Source organism: Desulfovibrio sp. TomC, assembly GCF_000801335.2.
Taxonomy (GTDB): domain Bacteria; phylum Desulfobacterota; class Desulfovibrionia; order Desulfovibrionales; family Desulfovibrionaceae; genus Solidesulfovibrio.
This window is the reverse complement of the sequence record NZ_JSEH01000021.1, coordinates 38,858-57,719: the sequence shown is the minus strand read 5'-3', so window position 1 is coordinate 57,719 and position 18,862 is coordinate 38,858. Positions and strand designations below refer to the sequence as shown.

Annotated in this window: 17 protein-coding genes; 11 read left to right on the top strand and 6 right to left on the bottom strand. The window is 65.0% G+C overall.

What is annotated here, in order from left to right; genetic code table 11:
• Positions 1 to 111: 111 nt before the first annotated feature.
• Both ispH and NY78_RS17520 read right to left on the bottom strand, forming a co-directional pair.
• Positions 112 to 969: a 4-hydroxy-3-methylbut-2-enyl diphosphate reductase gene (gene ispH, locus NY78_RS17525; protein ID WP_043638817.1), complete on the bottom strand. Its 858-nt coding sequence runs from the start codon at positions 967 to 969 to the stop codon at positions 112 to 114.
• Complete coding sequence (locus tag NY78_RS17520; RefSeq protein WP_043638814.1) at positions 966 to 1,961, bottom strand: tRNA dihydrouridine synthase; 996 nt, start codon at positions 1,959 to 1,961, stop codon at positions 966 to 968. The genes ispH and NY78_RS17520 overlap by 4 nt, the downstream gene beginning before the upstream one ends.
• Positions 1,962 to 2,330: 369 nt before the next feature.
• On the opposite strand from NY78_RS17520, the gene nhaA reads away from it, so the two are divergent.
• A complete protein-coding gene (nhaA, locus tag NY78_RS17515) occupies positions 2,331 to 3,680 on the top strand; it encodes a Na+/H+ antiporter NhaA (protein ID WP_043638812.1) in 1,350 nt (449 codons plus the stop codon).
• On the opposite strand, the gene NY78_RS17510 is transcribed toward nhaA, so the two are convergent.
• From NY78_RS17510 to NY78_RS17495, 4 genes are all read right to left on the bottom strand, one after another.
• Complete coding sequence (locus NY78_RS17510; RefSeq protein ID WP_082140082.1) at positions 3,658 to 4,515, bottom strand: Rossmann-like domain-containing protein; 858 nt, start codon at positions 4,513 to 4,515, stop codon at positions 3,658 to 3,660. The genes nhaA and NY78_RS17510 overlap by 23 nt on opposite strands.
• A 14-nt stretch (positions 4,516 to 4,529) precedes the next feature.
• Positions 4,530 to 5,639: a DUF459 domain-containing protein gene (locus tag NY78_RS17505; protein WP_043638809.1), complete on the bottom strand. Its 1,110-nt coding sequence runs from the start codon at positions 5,637 to 5,639 to the stop codon at positions 4,530 to 4,532.
• A gap of 390 nt (positions 5,640 to 6,029) precedes the next feature.
• A complete protein-coding gene (locus tag NY78_RS17500) occupies positions 6,030 to 7,685 on the bottom strand; it encodes an AMP-binding protein (RefSeq protein ID WP_043638806.1) in 1,656 nt (551 codons plus the stop codon).
• 14 nt (positions 7,686 to 7,699) lie between these two features.
• Positions 7,700 to 8,278, bottom strand: a complete 579-nt coding sequence (locus NY78_RS17495; protein ID WP_043638802.1) for a helix-turn-helix domain-containing protein — start codon at positions 8,276 to 8,278, stop codon at positions 7,700 to 7,702.
• Positions 8,279 to 8,485: 207 nt separating this feature from the next.
• Here NY78_RS17495 and NY78_RS17490 point away from each other — a divergent pair, with 207 nt between their 5' ends.
• From NY78_RS17490 to NY78_RS17445, 10 genes are all read left to right on the top strand, one after another.
• A complete protein-coding gene (locus tag NY78_RS17490) occupies positions 8,486 to 9,046 on the top strand; it encodes a helix-turn-helix domain-containing protein (protein WP_043638798.1) in 561 nt (186 codons plus the stop codon).
• 25 nt (positions 9,047 to 9,071) lie between these two features.
• Positions 9,072 to 10,724, top strand: a complete 1,653-nt coding sequence (locus NY78_RS17485; RefSeq protein ID WP_043638795.1) for an AMP-binding protein — start codon at positions 9,072 to 9,074, stop codon at positions 10,722 to 10,724.
• A gap of 234 nt (positions 10,725 to 10,958) precedes the next feature.
• Entirely contained in the window at positions 10,959 to 11,774 is an 816-nt protein-coding gene (locus NY78_RS17480; protein ID WP_043638793.1) for a potassium channel family protein, read from the top strand.
• 72 nt (positions 11,775 to 11,846) lie between these two features.
• A complete protein-coding gene (locus NY78_RS17475; protein WP_047960265.1) occupies positions 11,847 to 12,731 on the top strand; it encodes a peptidyl-prolyl cis-trans isomerase in 885 nt (294 codons plus the stop codon).
• A complete protein-coding gene (locus NY78_RS17470; RefSeq protein WP_043638790.1) occupies positions 12,728 to 13,738 on the top strand; it encodes a HupE/UreJ family protein in 1,011 nt (336 codons plus the stop codon). The genes NY78_RS17475 and NY78_RS17470 overlap by 4 nt, the downstream gene beginning before the upstream one ends.
• 2 nt (positions 13,739 to 13,740) lie before the next feature.
• A complete protein-coding gene (locus NY78_RS17465) occupies positions 13,741 to 15,177 on the top strand; it encodes a HupE/UreJ family protein (protein ID WP_231584031.1) in 1,437 nt (478 codons plus the stop codon).
• Between the two features lie 101 nt (positions 15,178 to 15,278).
• On the top strand, positions 15,279 to 15,632 hold the full coding sequence (locus NY78_RS17460) for a hypothetical protein (RefSeq protein WP_043638787.1): 354 nt from the start codon (positions 15,279 to 15,281) through the stop codon (positions 15,630 to 15,632).
• Between the two features lie 246 nt (positions 15,633 to 15,878).
• Complete coding sequence (locus NY78_RS17455) at positions 15,879 to 16,202, top strand: DUF485 domain-containing protein (protein WP_043638785.1); 324 nt, start codon at positions 15,879 to 15,881, stop codon at positions 16,200 to 16,202.
• Entirely contained in the window at positions 16,199 to 17,746 is a 1,548-nt protein-coding gene (locus NY78_RS17450) for a sodium:solute symporter family transporter (protein WP_043638782.1), read from the top strand. The genes NY78_RS17455 and NY78_RS17450 overlap by 4 nt, the downstream gene beginning before the upstream one ends.
• Before the next feature lie 72 nt (positions 17,747 to 17,818).
• Positions 17,819 to 18,862, top strand: a complete 1,044-nt coding sequence (locus NY78_RS17445) for a DUF294 nucleotidyltransferase-like domain-containing protein (RefSeq protein ID WP_043638780.1) — start codon at positions 17,819 to 17,821, stop codon at positions 18,860 to 18,862.

The following is an 18,862-nucleotide window of genomic DNA, read 5'->3' as shown; positions in this document are numbered from 1 at the left end:
CCCAGGTCGTGCAGAGTCGCCCTTTGGGCGGCGACACGGCGTCGGCGTTAAATCCGCAGTATCATCAGAACGGTGCGGTCCGGGAATGTCCGGATTGTTGTGGCAGCTTCTCTAGTATGATTCCAGCACTTGCTGGATGCGGTCAATTATTTTCTTCGGTGTTGAAGCGCCGGCTGTCAAGCCGATTGTGTGGTACCCGGCAAACATCCCGGGGGAGAGTTCGGCGGCAGTTTCCACATGAATACTCGGCGTGCCGGCGGACCGGGCCACCTGGGCCAGACGTCTGGTGTTGCCGGAGTCGCGCCCACCGACCACAACCAGAAAATCGACAGCCGCAGCCAGATCCATGGCTTCCTGCTGCCGGTTCATGGTGGCGTTGCAGATGGTGGAGAGCACGGTCAGTTCGGCCCCGAAACGGTCCTTCAGATAATCGCGGATGCGCAGAAATTCCTGCTCGTCCTGGGTGGTCTGGGCGGCCAGGAAATAGGTCTGATCCTGGGGCAGGTGCAACGCTTCCAGTTCGCCCATGGAGTCAAAGACGTAGGCTCCGGCTGTGGCATAGCTCAAAAGGCCCTTGACCTCGGGATGGTCCTCTTCGCCAAACAGCAGCAGCACCTTGCCATGGCGGGCCTGGGCGAAAATAAGGGTCTGGGCCTTTTTGACCTTGGGGCAGGTGGCGTCGACCAGATGCGCTCCCCGGGCCTTGATGGCCTGACGCACGGGTTCGGGGATGCCGTGGGCGCGGATGACCACCGTGGCATGCCCGGGGATGTCGGCCGGGTCGTTGACCACGCCGACACCCTTGGCCGCGAATTCCTCCAGCACCTGGGGGTTATGGATGATGGGACCGAAGGTGACAATGGTTTTGGCGACTTCCCCGGCCGGCGCCTCAATGAGCGAGGTGAGCTTTTTAAGAGCCAGGTCCACGCCCATGCAGAATCCGGCGGTTTCGGCGCGAAGGAGTTTCATAGGGTTTCTCCGGGAGCTTTGGCCAGGGTCGCGCCAAGCGCCTCGGCCTCGTCGATGATGTGGGCCAGCTCGTCCCAGGACTCCACCCGGCACAGCCGGTCGCGAAGGGCTCGGCATCCCGGCAGGTCGCGCAGGTAGCGCGGCACGGCTGTTCGCATCCGCAACAGCGCCTGCCGGTCATCGGCATACTCCCGGCACAAGGCGGCGTGGCGTCGGATGACGTCGCACACCGGCGGCAGGGCCGGTGGCGACGACCCGGGAGTCTCGGGCAGCAGAGCGGCGTGGCGGGCGAAGATGCGCGGATCGGCCAAGGCTCCCCGGGCATACATGACGCCGGCCGCACCGGTGTGGGCCAGGACCCGCCGGCCATCCTCGGCAGCCATGAGGTCGCCGCTGGCCAGGACCGGCAACGGCGAGGCCGCCACAAAGGCGGCCAGGGCGTCGTGGTTGGCCGTGCCGGCAAAGCCCTGGCTGGCGTGGCGGGGATGGAGCGTCAGCCAGGAAACCCCGGCATCGGCCAGCCTGGGGGCCAGATCCAGGTCCACCCGGGCCGGCGGCCTGGGACCCAGGCGCAGCTTCACGCCGACCCGGCCCGGACCGACAGCTCGGACCATGGCCGCGGCGCAGCCAACCAGCCAGTCGGGATCGTCTAGCAGGGCCGCGCCGGCGCCGGTTTTTATCACCTTTCGCACCGAGCAGCCGCAGTTGAGATCGAACGCAGTGAAACCGTCCTCGGCCAGGGCAACGGCGGCCCGGTGCAGACAGTCTGGCTCCGAACTGAAGAGCTGGACCACCAGCGGGCTGTCGGCCGGGCAAGTGTCCAGCAGCCGGCGGGTGTTTCGCGAATCATAGAGCAGGCCCTTGGCGCTGACCATTTCCGTGACGGCAACGGCGGCCCCGAGTTCGCGGCACAGCAGGCGAAACGGCAAATCGGAAAATCCGGCCAGGGGGGCCAGCCAGGGGGCGTGGGGAGCGATAAGAGGGTGCGGCATGGGGCAAATATGTTCCACGCGGTCTCATAGCCTAAGGCCGGGCCGGGAGCAATGGCCGGCTGGCGCGGCTGCATCCGACTCGGCCCAGGCTCGGCACTGCACCACGGTCCATCCGGGCCTGGGACCACTGTGATGGCTTTGGGCCGGATGTTGTCGGGCTGTTCCTCGAGGCCGGGCCAATGCCGCGCCGGGACATGGGAGAAGGCGCGGAGAAGAAAGTCCCGGAGATGGTTCAGAGCCGCATTGTCTTGCCCCGGCCAGCCCCTTTCGGATAGCATCGGGCCAATGCCGCCTGTCGGAGATGTTTCGATGCGGCCAGAAAAAGGATGTTCCCGGGCTGTCTGCGGCGGGGACGTCTCTTGGAGTTCCATGAACAATCAGACGCACAACGCAACACAGGCTCTTCCGTTGCTGGAGCAGGCCCTGGCCCCGTTTCGGCGTTTCAGTCACATCCAGGCTTCGGGCGGACTCATGCTCATCGCCTGCACGGTCATTGCGCTCATCTGGGCCAACTCGCCCCTGGCCTCGTCCTATTTCGCTTTGTGGGAGACGCCGGTCAGCCTGGGCTTTGGCGACATGGTCCTGTCCAAGACCCTGCTCCATTGGATCAACGACGGCCTGATGGCCGTGTTTTTCTTCATGGTGGGGCTGGAAATCAAGCGGGAGGTCCTGGTCGGGGAGCTCAATTCCCTGGGGCAGGCCGTTTTGCCTGTAGCGGCGGCGGTGGGCGGCATGGTCGTGCCGGCGCTGCTCTACGCCGGCCTCAACCGGGGGCAGCCGACCATGGCCGGCTGGGGCGTGCCCATGGCCACGGACATCGCCTTTGCCCTGGGGATTCTTTCGCTGCTGGGCAACCGGGTCCCGGTTGGCCTCAAGGTCTTTCTGGCGGCGGTGGCCATTGTGGACGACATTGGCGCGGTGCTGGTCATCGCCCTTTTTTATTCCGGCGACATCTCATTGGTCTCCCTGGTCGTCGGCGGAGCCATGTTCGTGGCCATGCTGGCCTTTAACGCCGCTGGCGCGCGCCATCCCGCAGTCTACACCATCCTTGGCTGCATCCTGTGGCTGGCCTTTCTCAAATCCGGCGTCCACGCCACTGTGGCCGGCGTCCTGGCGGCCATGGCCATCCCGGCCCGTACCCGCATTCCGGCCGAGGCCTTTTTGCACAAGGCCAGACGCCTGCTGGACGGTTTTGCCGCGTCCATGGAACCGGGGCAGGTTCTTTTGGCCAACAAGACCATGCAGGGCACCCTGGACAGTCTGGAGGAGGCCTGCCGCCGGGCCAGCGCCCCCCTGCCGCGCATCGAGCAGGCCCTGCATCCATGGGTTTCCTACGGCATCATGCCGCTTTTCGCCCTGGCCAATGCCGGCGTCCCGCTGACCGGGCAGGCCGGGGCGGGGCTGGTCGAGCCGGTGTCGCTGGGGATTTTTCTGGGGCTGTTCGTGGGCAAACAGGTCGGCGTCTTTCTGGCCTGCTTGGCCATGTTCCGGCTGGGGCTGGCCGCCTTGCCGCAGGGAATGCGGCTTGTGCATTACTACGGCGCATCGATCCTGGCCGGTATTGGCTTTACCATGTCCATCTTCATCGCCGGACTGGCCTTTGGTGAGGCGGATGCGGTGGCGGCCAAGGCCAAGGTGGCGATTTTGGCCACCTCGACCCTGGCCGGTGTGCTTGGCTATCTGGTCCTGCGCCGGGTCAAGCCCGGGGCAGAGCAGTAGAGGCTGGACACTGCGGACCAGGAGGGGCGTCGCCCCTGTCAGGAAAGCTCGGGAGCAATCCCGGGGGCGGCGTTGCCGCACTGTCGCCAAGGCCCGGCCGCACCCAGGTTAATTGCCGCACGCCCTGAAGGCCTTTGAAACAATGGCCGGCCCGGATGCCGGCCAGGGCGGCGTCCGGATCGGGCACGCCGCAGCCGGCCAGGACGTCGACGCCGCAGGCAAAAAGGCTTGCGGCAAAGGGTGTGGTCGGGCCGAGCATGATGACCACGGCGTCGGGGCGGCAGGCCGCCAGCAGGCCGGCCAGGGAGCCGTTTAGAAGCGTCGTGCCGGTGATGGCCACGACCTCGGCCAGGGGCAGGATCTCGCCGGCTTTTTCCGCCGGCGTGTCGCCGGGCCGGGGCCGCTTTTCCAACACCTGGAAATCGTCAAACGCCTCCCGCATCTTTTCCACGAATGGGAAGTGGCCCACCAGGACCACACGCCTGCCTCGTCCATAGGTCAACAACACATCCTGGCCTGCTCCCGTCATGGCCGCAGCCGGCACGGGCAGCAGCGAGTTGATGGCGGCCATGGCCAGGGAGGCGGCGTCGGTATTGGTCGTTGCCGGGTCAAGCAGCAGCGAGGCAGTGGTGTGGACCGTGTCCGGGCAGGATGCTGGCGGCGGCGTCAGGCCGGGTTGGATATGGGAAGCCAGAGAGGCCAAGCCAAGCTGCCTTGAGGCTGCGGCCACAAGGCAGGTGCCCGTGGTCACGGCTTGAAGGGGAGCATCCGGATGGCTGCGGGTTTCCTCCACCAAAGCGCGCAAAATCTCGGATTGGGGCATCTGTCGTCGCATGGTCAGTGGCTCCGTTACTGCCGGGGGCGGCCTCCGGTCAGGTCGAGTTTGTCGAGCACCCGGCGGCACAGCAGATCGTAGCCGGTCATGGTCATGTGCACCCCGTCGCCAGCCCGAAGCGAAACGGTCTTGCCGTCGACGGCCTTGGCCTGAACATAATGGCCGGCCTCGTCGGTGAAAATGTCCGAGGCTTCCATGTAAGTGCAGCCGGCCACCTTGAAGCAGGCCGTTTTGGCCGCTGCGTTGACCGCCTCGACCCGCTTGGAATAGGCCGCCTCTTTCATGGCCGGCAGGCCCACCCACAGGACCTTTGCCTGGGCATTGGCAGCGATGCGCACAAAGCGTTCAGCCTTCTCGGCGTAGCCTGCGTTCCACTCCGGCGTGCCGGCGGCCTTGCCGGCAATGGCGTTGTTGGCGTCGTTGCCGCCAAGGACCACCACCACGGCGCTGATGGGTTCCCTGGCCAGCAGCTCGGCCAGTTCCTTGTCCCAGTCGTATTTTTTTTTGGAAATAAGTCCGGTGGAAACCTTGCCCATGGGGCGGCAGCCGGCGCTTCCGGCCTTTTTCAACCGCGCTTCCATGGTCATCCCCACGCCAACGGCCAGGGAGTCACCGACCACAGCCACGGCCGGTCCCTCGATTTTGGCTTTCCCTTTGCCTGTCTGGTCCTTTGAGAACGGGGCGGATTCCGATGCGTTCTTGCCCGCAGCTGCTGGGGCTTCGTGCGTTTCTGGGGATGGCACGGCCGTTTTCGGCCGGGACTTGGTCGGCGTTGGCTCGGGTCTCGGCGTTTCCAGCGACGGAGCAACCGGTTCGGAGCGTGGCGGGGTCATGGCGGCGGTACGGGCCAGTTTGGGGTCAAGCGCCTGCTTGGTGGCCTGCTCGGGCACGACCGGGACGATCGGCGAGGCGGCCGGTTCGGGGGTGGTAGCCACCACGGGCGGGACCGCAGCCGGCAGGCCGTTTATAGGGGCTGGCTTGACTTCGGCCTCGGGGGGCACAGCCGCAGCCGCGTCCGGACTGGCGGCGGTCCCGCCCGGGGCCGTGGCCGTCTGTTTGGCGCAGCCCGGCAGGGTCAGGAGGAGCAGGACCAGAACCGAGGCTATGCGTGCATATGGGTGCATGGACTGTCTCCGGCTGTAGGGAGGCCGTGGTTCTGTCCCGGTGCAATTGGCGATACTCATGCGAGGCTTATGACCCATGGCCGGCGCGGTGGTCAACGTCGGACGGGTGCGGCCTGGCGACAGGGAGGGGGGAGAAGACAACCGGGGTGCGGTCCCGGGCCTTGTCTGGGGGGATCACCCCCGGCCTCCTGCCCTGGGCGGCAACGGTCCCTGCTGTAGACGTTGCGGCCAGGGCCGGTGGCTGCTGGGGCGGCTGTCCCGGGCGAAAGTCGTTGTGGGCAAATGGCAACCGCCCGGGAGTGCGAGCGTCGTCGCATTCCCGGGCGGAGTTTCAGGGTGCTCAAACGGAGGGCTGCGCCGCATAAAACGCACGTGCCCGTCGGTGTCGGCCTAGCGCATGGCTTCGGGGAAGAGCTTGGCGGCCAGCTCCCGCAACTTGTACTTTTGCACCTTGCCGCTGGTGGTCAGCGGGAATTCATCGACAAAGGCAATATACTTGGGGATCTTGTGCCAGGCGATCTGGCCTCGGCAGAAGTCGCGCACATCTTCGGGGGCCATGGTCACATCCTTGCGCAGGATGATAAACGCACCGACTTCCTCGCCGTACTTGCGGCTGGCCACACCCGCCACCTGCACGTCGGCAATGCCCGGCATGGTGTAGAGGAATTCCTCGATCTCGCGCGGATAGATATTCTCGCCGCCCCGGATGATCATGTCCTTGATTCGGCCGGTGATGACCACGAAACCGTTCTCGTCCATGACGCCCAGATCACCGGAATGCAGCCAGCCGTTTTCGTCGATGCATTTGGCCGTGGCTTCGGGGTTGTTGTAATAACCCTTCATGGCATTGTAGCCGCGACAACACACTTCGCCCTGCTTGCCGCGGGCCACTTCCTGGTTGGTTTCAGGGTCAAGCACCTTGACCTCGACATGGGGAAAGGCCTTGCCCACGCTCTCGACCCGGTAGTGGTAGGGGTCGTCCACGTCGGACTGGGTCATGCCGGGCGAGCTCTCGGTCAGGCCGTACACGCTGGTGATCTGCTTCATGTACATCTTCTCGGTCACGGCCCGCATGGTCTGCACCGGGCAGACCGAGCCGGCCATGATGCCGGTGCGAAGCGAGGAGAAGTCGAACTTCGGGAACAGCGGATGCTCCAGCATGGCAATGAACATGGTGGGCACGCCGTAGCAGGCCGTGCATTTCTCCTGCTCAATGGACATCATGGATTTGACCGGGTCGAAGACCTCGGTAAAGACCATGGTGGTGCCATGGTTGAGGCAGGCCATGACCCCGAGGACGCAGCCGAAACAGTGAAACAGCGGCACGTGGATAAGGAGTTTGTCCTTGCTGGTGAAGCGCTGGCGCTGGCCGATGGAGTAGCCGTTGTTTAAAATGTTGTGGTGACTCAGCATAACGCCCTTGGGAAACCCGGTGGTTCCCGAGGTGTACTGCATGTTGACCACGTCGTGGCAGGAAAGCGTGGCCTGACGGGCCTTGAACTGCTCATCCGAGACGGTGCGGGCCAGACCGATGATCTCCGGAATGGAGTACATGCCGCGATGCTTTTCCACACCCAGGAAGCAGACGCGCTTTAAGTGCGGGAAGGTCTCGCTTCGAATCGCCCCGCGCTGCATGGTGCGCAGCTCCGGAGCCAGATCGTAGAGGATCTCGATATAGTCCGAATCACGAAAGCCGTTGATGATAAACAGGTTGTCGGCTTCGGAGTTGGTGAGCAGATATTTGAGTTCGTTGCGCTTGTAGGCCGTGTTGACGGTCAAGAGGATGGCTCCCATCTTGGCCGTGGCGAACATGAGCGCCACCCAGAAGGGCACATTGGTGGCCCAGACCCCGACTTTTTCGCCTTTCTGGATGCCAAGGGCCATGAGCCCCTTGGCCAGTTCGTCGGTCAGTTCGTCGAACTGCTGCCAGGTGAGCCGGTAGTCTCGGTCCACGTAGACCACGGCGTCCTGGTCCGGGTATTTGGAAGCCGTCTCGTTTAAAAGCTGCCCCAGGGTGAGGTCGCGCAAGGGAGGCACGAAGGTCATGGGCGGCTCCTTGTTTATTGCGGGATGTAGAGGACCGCGTAGATGTCGGTCTTGGGCGCGTTGCCGCAGCCCACGTAATGGGGCACTACCGAATTGAAATACACGGAATCGCCGGCCGCCAGGACATGGTGGTCCGGCCCGACAATGACTTCCAGTTCGCCGGAGACGACCACGATGAACTCTTCGCCCTCGTGGGAGGACAGCGGTTTTTCCGCACTGGGCTCGTCATCGGGGTAGATTTCGATGAAAAACGGCTCCATATGGCGGTCGGTCTTGGCCGCGCCCAGGGAGTGGTAGCGAAACGCGGCCCGTTTGCCCCGGGCTTTGCGCAGCACGGCATCGTCTTCGCCGCGCTCGACCCGGCAGGTCAGGCAGATGTCGCTGTCCACGGCATCGTCCATGAAAGTGCCCAGACGCTGGCCCAGGGCCAGGGCGATCTTGAGGAGGGGGCCAAGCGACGGGGTGACGTCCTCTTCTTCGAGGGCGGTGAGAAACTCGACAGTAAGCCCTGTGCGAGTTGACAGTTCCTCCCGGGAGAGTTCCTGGCGTTCCCGATAGGTGCGGATGCGATCCCCAAGCTTTTTGACGCTCATGGCTACCTCGTTGAAAAAATATGGTGGGGCGGGGCGAGAAAAAGCATGCCCCGATGAATGCGCCTGCGTAGCATATGACGGGTCGAAATTCCAGCCGTTTTTCCCGACGTCCCGGGTCGGAAAGAAGAAATTGACAAGGCAGCCTTCCATACGAAAAAACGGGTGAAACAATTTCGCAACTTAAACGCAAGAGGCAAGGGGAACCCCATGAGCAAGGAGATTGGGCCGGTAAAGGAGATCGCCATGCGCCTTCGCGGTCTGCGCGAGGCCACGGGACTGACTGCCGAGGCCGTGGCTCAGGCCACCGGCGTATCGCCCCAGGATGTCGTGGACTATGAAACCGGCAGCAAGGAAATACCCGTCAGCTACCTCTATGAGGTCGCCAAGGTCTGCGGGGCCGACCTGACGGCGCTTTTAACCGGCGACGACGCCCATCTGCAGGCCTATTCGCTGGTGCGCGACGGCCAGGGTCTTAATGTGGACCGGCGCAAGGCTTACAAGTATCAGGCCCTGGCCTACCGGTTCCATAAGCCCCATATGGAGCCGTTTCTGGTCACGGTGCCGCCCAAGCAGGAGTCGGAACTGGAATTTAACCGGCACCTGGGCGAGGAATTCATCTACATGCTGCGCGGCCGGCTGGAAGTGCGCCTGGGCGATGACGTTGTGACGCTTTCGCCCCACGACAGCCTGTATATTTCCTCGCGCACCCCCCACGCCATGCGCGGGCTTGACAACGAGCCGGCCGAGTTTCTGGACGTTATCATCTAACCCCTTGCCATCCCTGGAGACCGCGATGCCCGTCGCCAAACTGCGACCCAAGACCTACCGTGAACTGGTGGAGACGTTTTCCGTCTCCGTGCCTGAGAACTATAATTTTGCCTTCGATTTCCTCGACGCCGAAGCTGCGGCCGAGCCCACCCGGCCGGCCATGATCCATATCGGTCCGGACGGAACCCGCCGCGATTTCGATCTGGCCTATTTCAGCCAGGAATCCGCCCGCATGGCCAATGCCTTCAAGGCCGCCGGGCTGGCCAAAGGCGACAAGGTCATGGTCATTCTCTACCGTCGGGTGGAGTGGTGGGTGACCATGCTGGCCCTGCACAAGCTCGGGGCCATCCCCGTGCCCTCGCCCAATCTGCTCACCCCCCACGATATTGATTTCCGGGTCAACTACGCCGGCATCAAGGGGCTGGTGGCCGAGGATTCCGTGGTGGACCGTGTGGAAGCGGCCCGGGCGACCTGTCCGACCCTGACGGTGTGCATCCAGGTCGGCACGTCCCCACTGCCGGCCGGCTGGCTCGATTACGAGGCCATCCGGGCTGCGGCGGCCGAAGATTACCCCCGCACCTGCGACGCCCCGGGCGGGGATGATCCGCTGCTCATCTTCTTTTCCTCGGGAACCACCGGCATGCCCAAGATGGTGGAGCACAGCCACGGCTATCCGCTGGGCCACCTCACCACCGGCGTCTACTGGCACAACCTGGAGCCGGGCGACATCCATCTGACCCTGGCCGACACCGGCTGGGGCAAGGCGGTGTGGGGCAAGTTCTACGGCCAGTGGATGGCCGGGGCCACGGTCTTTACCTGGGATTTCCGGGGCAAGTTCGTGCCGTCGGAGCTGCTTGAAATCATCAGCGCCCACAAGGTCACGACCTTTTGCGCCCCGCCCACGGTCTACCGCTTCCTCATCCGCGAGGACCTCAAAAAGTACGACCTTTCGGCCCTGCGCTACTGCACCACGGCCGGCGAACTGTTAAACGACAGCGTCTATCGTTCCTGGCTGGAAATCACCGGCCTTTCCATCTACGAAGGCTATGGGCAGACCGAGACCTGCCTGCAGATCGCCACCTTCCCCTGCATGAAGCCCAAACCCGGCTCCATCGGTCGGCCGACCCCGGGTTGGAACGTCGACATCCTCGACGAAGAGGGCAAGATCTGTCCGCCGGGCGTTGAAGGCGAAATCTGCCTGCGTCTGGAAGAGGGCAAAAACCTCGGCCTGTTTGTCGGCTACCTGCTGGAGCCGGAAAAGACCGCCAACGCCATGGTCAACGGCTACTACCACACCGGCGACAAGGCCTGGATGGACGAGGACGGCTATTACTGGTTCCTCGGGCGCACCGATGATCTCATCAAATCCAGCGGCTACCGCATCGGACCCTTTGAGGTGGAAAGCGCGCTCATCACCCACAAGGCCGTGGTCGAGGCCGCGGTGACCGGCGTGCCCGACGCGGTGCGCGGTCAGGCGGTCAAGGCGACCGTGGTCCTGGCCCCGGGCTACGAAGGCTCGCCGGAACTGGCCAAGGAACTGCAGGACCACGTGAAAAAGGAAACCGCGCCGTACAAGTACCCGCGCATCATCGACTTCGTGTCGGAGCTGCCCAAGACCATCAGCGGCAAGATCAAGCGGGCCGAGATCCGGGCCAAGGACGCCAGCCGGGAAATCTAGGGGAAGCGTGAGAAGGGAAGAGATGCGAAGAGAAGGCAGCGGATGCCTCCGGCGGCCAGGGGGATGATCCCCCCGGACCCCTGCAATTGGAGAAGTTTTGTAAGGGGTTCTTGGCGCGGGCTGACAACACGGTCGGCTGTGGACCGGGACAGCCGAAGCACAAACCGACCTTAACGACACAGCGGGAGGGGGCGACTCCTCCCGCTTTATGATGTCCCCCGGAGACAACGCCTCATGGAACGCACCCGCCTCTACGTTTTTGCAGCCATCTTTTTCGGCGTGGTGCTGGCCGGCACCTTGACCTTTATGCGCGTGGAGAGCCTGACCGCCCTGGACGCCCTCTATTTCAGCGTGGTCACGGTCACCACCGTCGGCTACGGCGACATTCACCCGGTCACCCCCCTGGGCAAGCTCCTGGCCATGGGCCTGATCCTGTCCGGCGGCGGCACCTTCTTCGGCATTTTGGCAGCTGCCGTGGAAATGTTTCTGGGCCGGCGGGAACGGCAGGTGCGGGCCGAGAAGATCGACATGATCATCGGGCTGTTTTTCAGCCAGATCGGCTCCACCCTGGTGCGTCGGCTGATCCGGGCCGACAGCGGCATCGGCGTGCTGCGGGAAAATCTCGACGTGTCCCTGCGCTGGACCAAAGAGAATTTCAAGAAAGCCGAGGTACTCCTTAAAAATTACCATTATGACGTGGATATGGCCGCCATCGACTTGCCGGCCCTCAACAGCCTGCTGGCGGCCAATTCGGAATTTCTGGTGCGTCTGTTGGAGAATCCAAACATTGTCGAGCACGAGAGTTTCACCTCGCTGTTGCAGGCGGTCTTCCACCTGAAGGAAGAACTGGCCCACCGGCCCAATCTGGCCACGGCCCCGGCCTGCGACATCGAACACCTGCGCCTGGACGTCAAACGCATCTACTCCCAGATTCTCGTCCAATGGCTCCATTACCTGGACCATATCAAAGACAACTACCCCTATTTCTTCTCGTTTCAGTGCCGGGTAACACCTTTCCTGGCCACCGAGGACGCCGCGGTCTGCACCTGATTGTGACCATGGCCGACTGCCCCGGCTGCCGTCGGGCTTGCCAAAACACCCTGGACCGGGCCATCTGCCGGCATGGATCGACAGGTTTTTTTCTCCTTTTGCGCCAGAGCGGCGCGTGAGCCGCTGGTGCATTTCGTGTGTATCGGGGCGCTGTTGTTTGGCCTGAACGCCTTCATGCGTCCGATTGCCGTGCCGCCGAGCGCTGCCCGCATCGTTGTCACCGAGGACGACCTGCGCCAGCTGGCCGGCTTGTGGCAGGTCCAGTGGGGCCGGGCTCCAACGTCGGATGAACTGCGTCGGCTGGTGGAGGAGCAGGTGCGCGAGGAAGTGCTCATCCGCGAGGCCCTGGCCGCCGGGCTGGAACGCCAGGATATTTTGGTGCGCCGCCGTCTGGCCGCTCTGGCCGGCTCCGAGGCCGATGCCGGGCCGCCGCCGCAGCCTTCCGATGCAGTCTTGCGGGCCTTTTACGAAGCCTCCCGGGAGAGCTTTAGCGTACCGGCCGACCTGACGCTCACCCAGCTGTATTTTTCCGACCGCACCAGAAACGGCCGGTCCAAGGAAGAGGCCATCCAGGCCCGCGACGCCTTGTCCGGCCGGGGCGTGTCCGATCCCGCCGCCGCCAGCCTGGGCGATCCGTCCGAGTTTCCCGTGCGCCTGGAAGCCCAGACCCCGGAGGAGCTGGCCGCCCTGTTCGGCCAGCCCTTTGCCGCTGTCGCATCCCGTCTGCCGGTCGGCTCCTGGCAGGGGCCGGTTCCTTCCCTGGGCGGCTGGCATCTGGTTTTCATCGAGGCTGCAACACCTGGTCCGCCCCCGGCCTTTGAGACGGTCCGGGAGGCTGTGCTCCAGTCCTGGCAACAGCAGTGGCGCGATGAACGGCAACGGCAGGCCTATGCCGCCATGCGGGCGCGCTATAGCGTCGCATTGCCGCCGTCGCTTGCGGGTGGAGTTGCCCCATGACGCAGCGTATCCGGCTTTGTCCCCTCATGCTGGCCCTGGCGCTGTGTCTGGTCCTGCCGGCCCGGTCGCTGGCCCATGAGACCCGGCCGGCCGTGCTGGAGCTGCGCGAAACATCTCCCGGCTGCTATGACGTGCTGTGGCGCACGCCGCTGTATGAAGGCCAACGCCTGCCCTTTGCCGTCCATTTTCCAGACGGCGTGCGCCAGCTGACATCGCCGCTCCTGGTCGCCTGGCCGGACTGGCATCTGGAATCCTGGCGGATTGCCGCCCCTGAAGGGCTGGTCGGCCAGCGCCTGACCTTTTCCGGCCACGATGCCTCCACGGCCGGGGTGGTGGTGCGCCTTGTCAGCCTGGATGGCGCCACCTCAAGTGCGGTGGTCACCCCCAACCACGACAGCCTGACCCTGGCCGGCAAAGGTGCCGCCGGGGCTGCCTTTGCCGACGCCGTGGTCCTCGGCGTGCGCCATATCGCCTACGGCATCGACCATCTGCTCTTTATCCTGGGGCTGTTGTGCCTGACCCCGACCCGGCTCATGCTTATAAAGACCGTCACCGCCTTTACCCTGGCCCACAGTCTGACCCTTGGCGCGGCCGCCTTCGGGCTCGTTACTGTACCGGCCGAACCGGTCAACGCTGCGGTGGGCCTGAGCATTTTGTTTCTTGGTCCGGAGATTGTGCGCGCCCTGCGCGGCCAGACCAGCCTGACCGTGCGCCGGCCCTATCTGGCCGCCTTTGCCTTCGGACTGCTTCACGGCCTGGGCTTTGCCGGCGGGTTGGCCGGCCTGGGTCTGTCCCGGGAGGCTCTGGCCACGACCCTGGTCGGTTTTAACGTGGGCGTCGAGATCGGGCAGCTCGCCTTTGTCCTGACCTTGCTGGCTGTGACCGCTTCCATCCGCCGGCTGGGCGTCTCCTGGCCGCGCTGGCTGGACTATGGCCCGGCCTATCTGGTCGGGTCGGCCGGGGCTTGGCTGACCATCGCCCGAACCGCCGTCATGCTGGGGAGCTAGCTGTGGGCAAACACTTTTTTTCGGCGATGAGCGCCATAATCCTGACGGCTGTCTGGGTCAGGCCGGCCTGGGCGCATATGGTCAGCGCCGATGTCGGGGATTTTTATGCCGGCCTGTTTCACCCCTTGACCTCGGCGGACCATCTCATTCCGTTGCTGGGAGTGGGCTTTCTGGCGGCCCAGGCCGGTCCCCGAACCGGACGTCTGGCCGCCTGCCTTGTGCCGTTGGCCCTGGTCGCCGGCATTCTTTTGGGGGTGCGTTGGCCGGCGTTTGGCGCAGCGGGCGTGGCGGCGGCGCTTGGCTTTGTTGCCGCCGGAACGCTGGCGGCTCTTTGGCCGGGTGCGGCTCTTGGCTGGGCGGCGAGTTGCCTGCTGGTCGTCGGTCTGGGCCTTGGCTGGCGCAGCGGGGCGGATTGGGCCATATCCCGGGCCGGCTGGCAGTTTGTGCCGGGCGTTGCCGCAGCCGGCTTTGTTCTTATGGCCGTGCTGGCGGCCTGGGTCCCCCGGCTGGCCGGCGGGCGTCGGGGACTGGTGCGCGGTTTTATCGGTGTTTGTTTTGCCGCCTTTGGCTGCCTGCTCCTTGGGCAAGGCCTGTGGGGCGACGGGTCCGGTTCGGCGCGGCTGCCGGCCCTGCCCGACGGCCAGGCGTTGCAGGCGTTTTTGCGGGATCCCACGGCCAACCCGCTGGCCCTGGCCGGGGCCTTGGTCTCGGCCATGGCCTGGGGCGCGGCCCATGCGCTCACTCCCGGCCATGGCAAGGCCCTGGTCGGAGCCTATCTGGCCGGCTCCCGGGGGACGTGGCGACATGCCGTCTGGCTGGGACTGACCGTGGCTGTCACGCATACCCTCGGCGTGTTTCTACTCGGCGCGGCGGCGCTTCTGGCCGCCGGGCGGGTCACGCAGGAGCGGCTTTTCCCCTGGCTGTCCCTGGCTTCTGGGCTGGGGATGCTTGGCGTTGGCGGCGCACTGGCCCTGCGCGGCCTGCGCTGTGGCGACCACGGACATGCTCACGGCACAGGCGATCCTGGGCACAGCCATGGGGGAGCGTTCCACAGGCATGGCGGACCAGGACATACGCACGGCGGGCTCGAAATGGCCGGGCAGGGCGATTTCGGCTGGCGATCACTCCTGGCCCTGGGCGTCTCGGGCGGCATCGCCCCGTGCCCCGCAGCCCTGGCGCTCATGCTCGGGGCCATTGCGTTGGGGCGAGTTGCTCTCGGGTTGGCTTTGACGGCGGCCTTTGGCCTGGGACTGGCCGGGGTGCTGACGCTTGTCGGGTTGCTGTGCCTGCACGGGGTCAAGGGAATTGCCGGCGCAGGCGTGCTTGGCCGGGCGGCAGGGTGGCTGCCGCTGGTCGGGGCGGTCCTCATTGCCGGCATCGGCGCTGTGGCCACGACCTATGCCCTGGCCGATCTTGGCCTGTGGAAGGCCATCTTTTAGGAAAAACGGCTGGCCGGGCGGTTGCCAGCCTGGCCCGGCCGGACTATGGAAGGGCGAAATCCACGCGGCGGCAGACGTTGGCCGCCGCACCACGAGGCTCTATGCGCCAGGGCGACGCCGCCAAAATTCCTTCCGCCATCGAGGCCGTGCGCCGCTATTGCCTCAGTGCCTGCATGGGCGGGCAGCGCAGTCTCGTGACCGCCTGCGTCGACCGGGACTGCCCGTTTCACCCCTTGCGCCTGAAAGAAATTCCGGAAGGCTTCGGCGTGCGCGTGGTGCGGGTCATCCGGCGGTTTTGTCTGCGCTGCACCGTGGGCGACCGCGAGGGCATCCGCCGTTGCACCGAAAAAAACGCCTGCCCCATCTGGCCCTACCGGGTGGGCGTGTCCCCCAAGAAACTCAAGCGCCTTATTGCCGAGAAACGCCGGCCCAAGCAGCTTGAACTGCCGCTCTAGCCGTCTGCCCCGGCAAACGGTTTCGTCCAGCCGGTAAACGGCAACCTCCCTCCGCCTCCGCTCCTTTCGCCCTTCATGGGGCCATTGCCGCCGTCCGCCGAAATTCGCGGGGCAATCCGGCGCGGGCCGCTTATTGCTGCCCTATCCCGCACCGATGGCCCCATCGGACGGGGCGGACGGCGCACCCCGCGCCCTCCCCGGACCAACCCCGGCCCGGCCCGCGCGCCGGCGACCAAGGAGCACACCATGCAACCCGACCAGGCCCCGACCTCCGGTCCCGCCCCAGACGCCGTTCTCTTTACCGCCCTCGTGCGCAAACGCTGGACCGTCTCCCTGACTCTGACTGCAGTCATGCTCGCCATCTACTACGGATTCATCGTCATCCTGGCTTTTCGGCCCGACATTTTTGCCGCCCACATAACCGACCGCCTGACTCTTGGCATTCCGGTCGGCCTTGGCGTCATCATCGCCTCCTGGGCGCTCACCGGCCTCTACGTCCGCTGGGCCAACGACGATTACGACAGCGCCGTGCACACCATCAAACACGCCATGCGGGAGCAGCAGGGATGAACACCTTCACCACCACCATCGGCCAGCCAAACGCCACCTCCATCATCTTTTTCTTTGTCTTTATCGTCGGCACCCTTGCCATCACCTATTACGCCGCCCGCAAAAGCCGATCGGCCTCGCAGTTCTACGCCGCCGGCCGGTCGGTCACCGGCTGGCAAAACGGCCTGGCCCTGGCCGGCGACTACATGTCCGCCGCCTCCTTTCTGGGCATCGCCGGGCTGGTGTCGCTTAAGGGCTATGACGGCCTCATCTATTCCATCGGCTTTCTCGTCGGCTGGCCCATCATCATGTTTCTCATTGCCGAACCGCTGCGAAACCTCGGCAAATACACCTTTGCCGACGTGGTGGCTTACCGCCTGTCCCAGAAACCCATCCGGGTGGCCGCTTCCATCGGGTCGCTGTTGACGGTGTGTTTTTATCTCATCGCCCAGATGGTGGGCTCCGGGGCGCTTATCAAGATGATGTTCGGCCTGCCCTATGAAACGGCCATCATCATCGTGGGCGCGGTCATGATCGCCTACGTGCTCTTTGGCGGCATGCTGGCCACCACCTGGGTGCAAATCACCAAGGCCGTGCTGCTGCTGGCCGGAGCCACCGTGATGGTGATTATGGCTCTTTCCCACTTTCACTTTGACGTGACCGAGCTTTTCAGCACCGCTGCCGCCACCTACGGCGAGAAGGTGCTCAATCCCGGCGGACTGGTGGCTAATCCCTTTGACGCCGTGTCCCTGGGCATCGCGCTCATGTTCGGCACGGCCGGCCTGCCCCATATCCTCATGCGCTTTTACACCGTGCCCGACGCCAAGGCCGCCCGCAAATCCGTGTTCTACGCCACGGGACTGATCGGCTACTTCTACATCCTCACCTTCATCATCGGCTTTGCCGCCATGGTGCTGGTCGGGCGCGACGTGGTGGCCAAGGTGGATGCCGGCGGCAACATGGCGGCCTTGCTCCTGGCCGAAGTGACCGGCGGCACGGTGTTTCTTGGCTTCATCGCGGCCGTGGCCTTCGCCACCATCCTGGCCGTGGTGGCCGGCTTGACCCTGGCCGGGGCCACGACCCTGTCCCACGACCTCTATGCCAACGTGTTCCGGGCCGGGCGCTCAACCGAAGAAAACGAAATGAAAGTGGCCAAGCGGGCGACCATCGGCCTTGGCGTCATCGCCATCCTGCTCGGCCTGGCCTTTAAGGGCCAAAACGTGGCCTTCATGGTCGGTCTGGCCTTTGCCATCGCCGCCAGCGCCAATTTCCCGGCGCTTCTCCTCTCCATCCTCTGGAAGGGTACAAGCACCTTCGGCGCGGCCGCCAGCATCATTGCCGGCACCGTGGCCGCCGTGGGCCTCATTCTCCTGTCGCCCACTGTCTGGGTGGATATCCTGGGCAATGCCGCGCCGATCTTCCCCTGGAAAAATCCGGCGCTCGTGTCCATGCCCCTGGCCTTCCTGGTCGGCTGGCTCGGCTCGGTGCTGGTCCCCGACGCCAAGGCACAATCTCTCTACGCTGCCCAGCAGATCCGCAACTACCTGGGTGTGGGCGCGGAATAGCCTGCCCGCCGGGCCGGGGAGATCGTCCCCGGCCCGTTTTGCCGTTTACGTTCCAAGGACCAGGGAGTGCCCATGGAAGCTGCTGTCAGGGAACTTGAAACAGAAACCGGCCAGGCTGGCAGCGTGGCCGCGCTTGGCCGGATGCTCGTGCGGATTCGGTCGGCCATTGTTGCAAAGGCCGGATCGGACAGCGACGCCCTGGCTGTCGGGCGTGCCGCCAGCCGGCTCTACGACGCCTTTCTCGTTCGGGCCTCGGAGCTGGCCCGGGACGGCCCGGGTGATCCGCCCGGCCGCTTCGCCCTGGCCGTGCTTGGCAGCCAGGGGCGGCGGGAGCAGTTTCTGGCCACGGACCAGGACAATGCCCTGATCCTCGCGGATGTGAGCGGCGAGGATCAGGCTTTTGCCGCCTATGCCGTAAGGCTGGCTGCGGTGCTGGCCGGGGCCGGGATGCCGCCGTGTCCCAAGGGGATCATGGCCGCCAACGCGCAGTGGCGAAAAAGCCTTGCCCAATGGTGCAGCGCCATCGATGCCGCCGCCGCCCGGCCCGATGCAGAGGCGGTCCTGACCGTCTCCCTGCTGGCCGATCTGCGTCCAGTGGTCGGCGATGGTTCCCTGGTTGCGGCCGTCATTGGGCATTTGCGCCAGCGGGCGGCTGAGACACCCCTATTGACCCGGGGGCTGGCCCGGGAAGCCCTGCACTTTGGCCCGCCGACCCTCTTCTTCGGACATCTGGCCAGCGGCCTGTTCGGCCTGGGGCACGGTGTGGTCGATCTCAAAGCCGCGGCTGTTTATCCCCTGATCCTGGGCATAAAAGCCTTGGCTTTGGATGCCGGCATCATGGCTCCGGACACCCGGGGACGTCTGGACGGATTGGTCGCAGCCGGATTGATCGGGGAGGAGCTGGCCGAGGCCCTGCGCAGCGCCCTGGCCCGGGTCCAGGCCCTGCGTCTTGCCGCCCAGGCCGAGGCCTGGCGGAGCGGGCAGGCCATGGAAAATCGCATTGTTGTGTCGCAGCTGTCCGTTGTTGCTCTGGCCGACCTGGAAACGGCGCTTAAGGCGGCCGGCCGCTTGCGTGACATCCTCGAACACCATTTCAGCCTGCGCTGTCTGACCTGA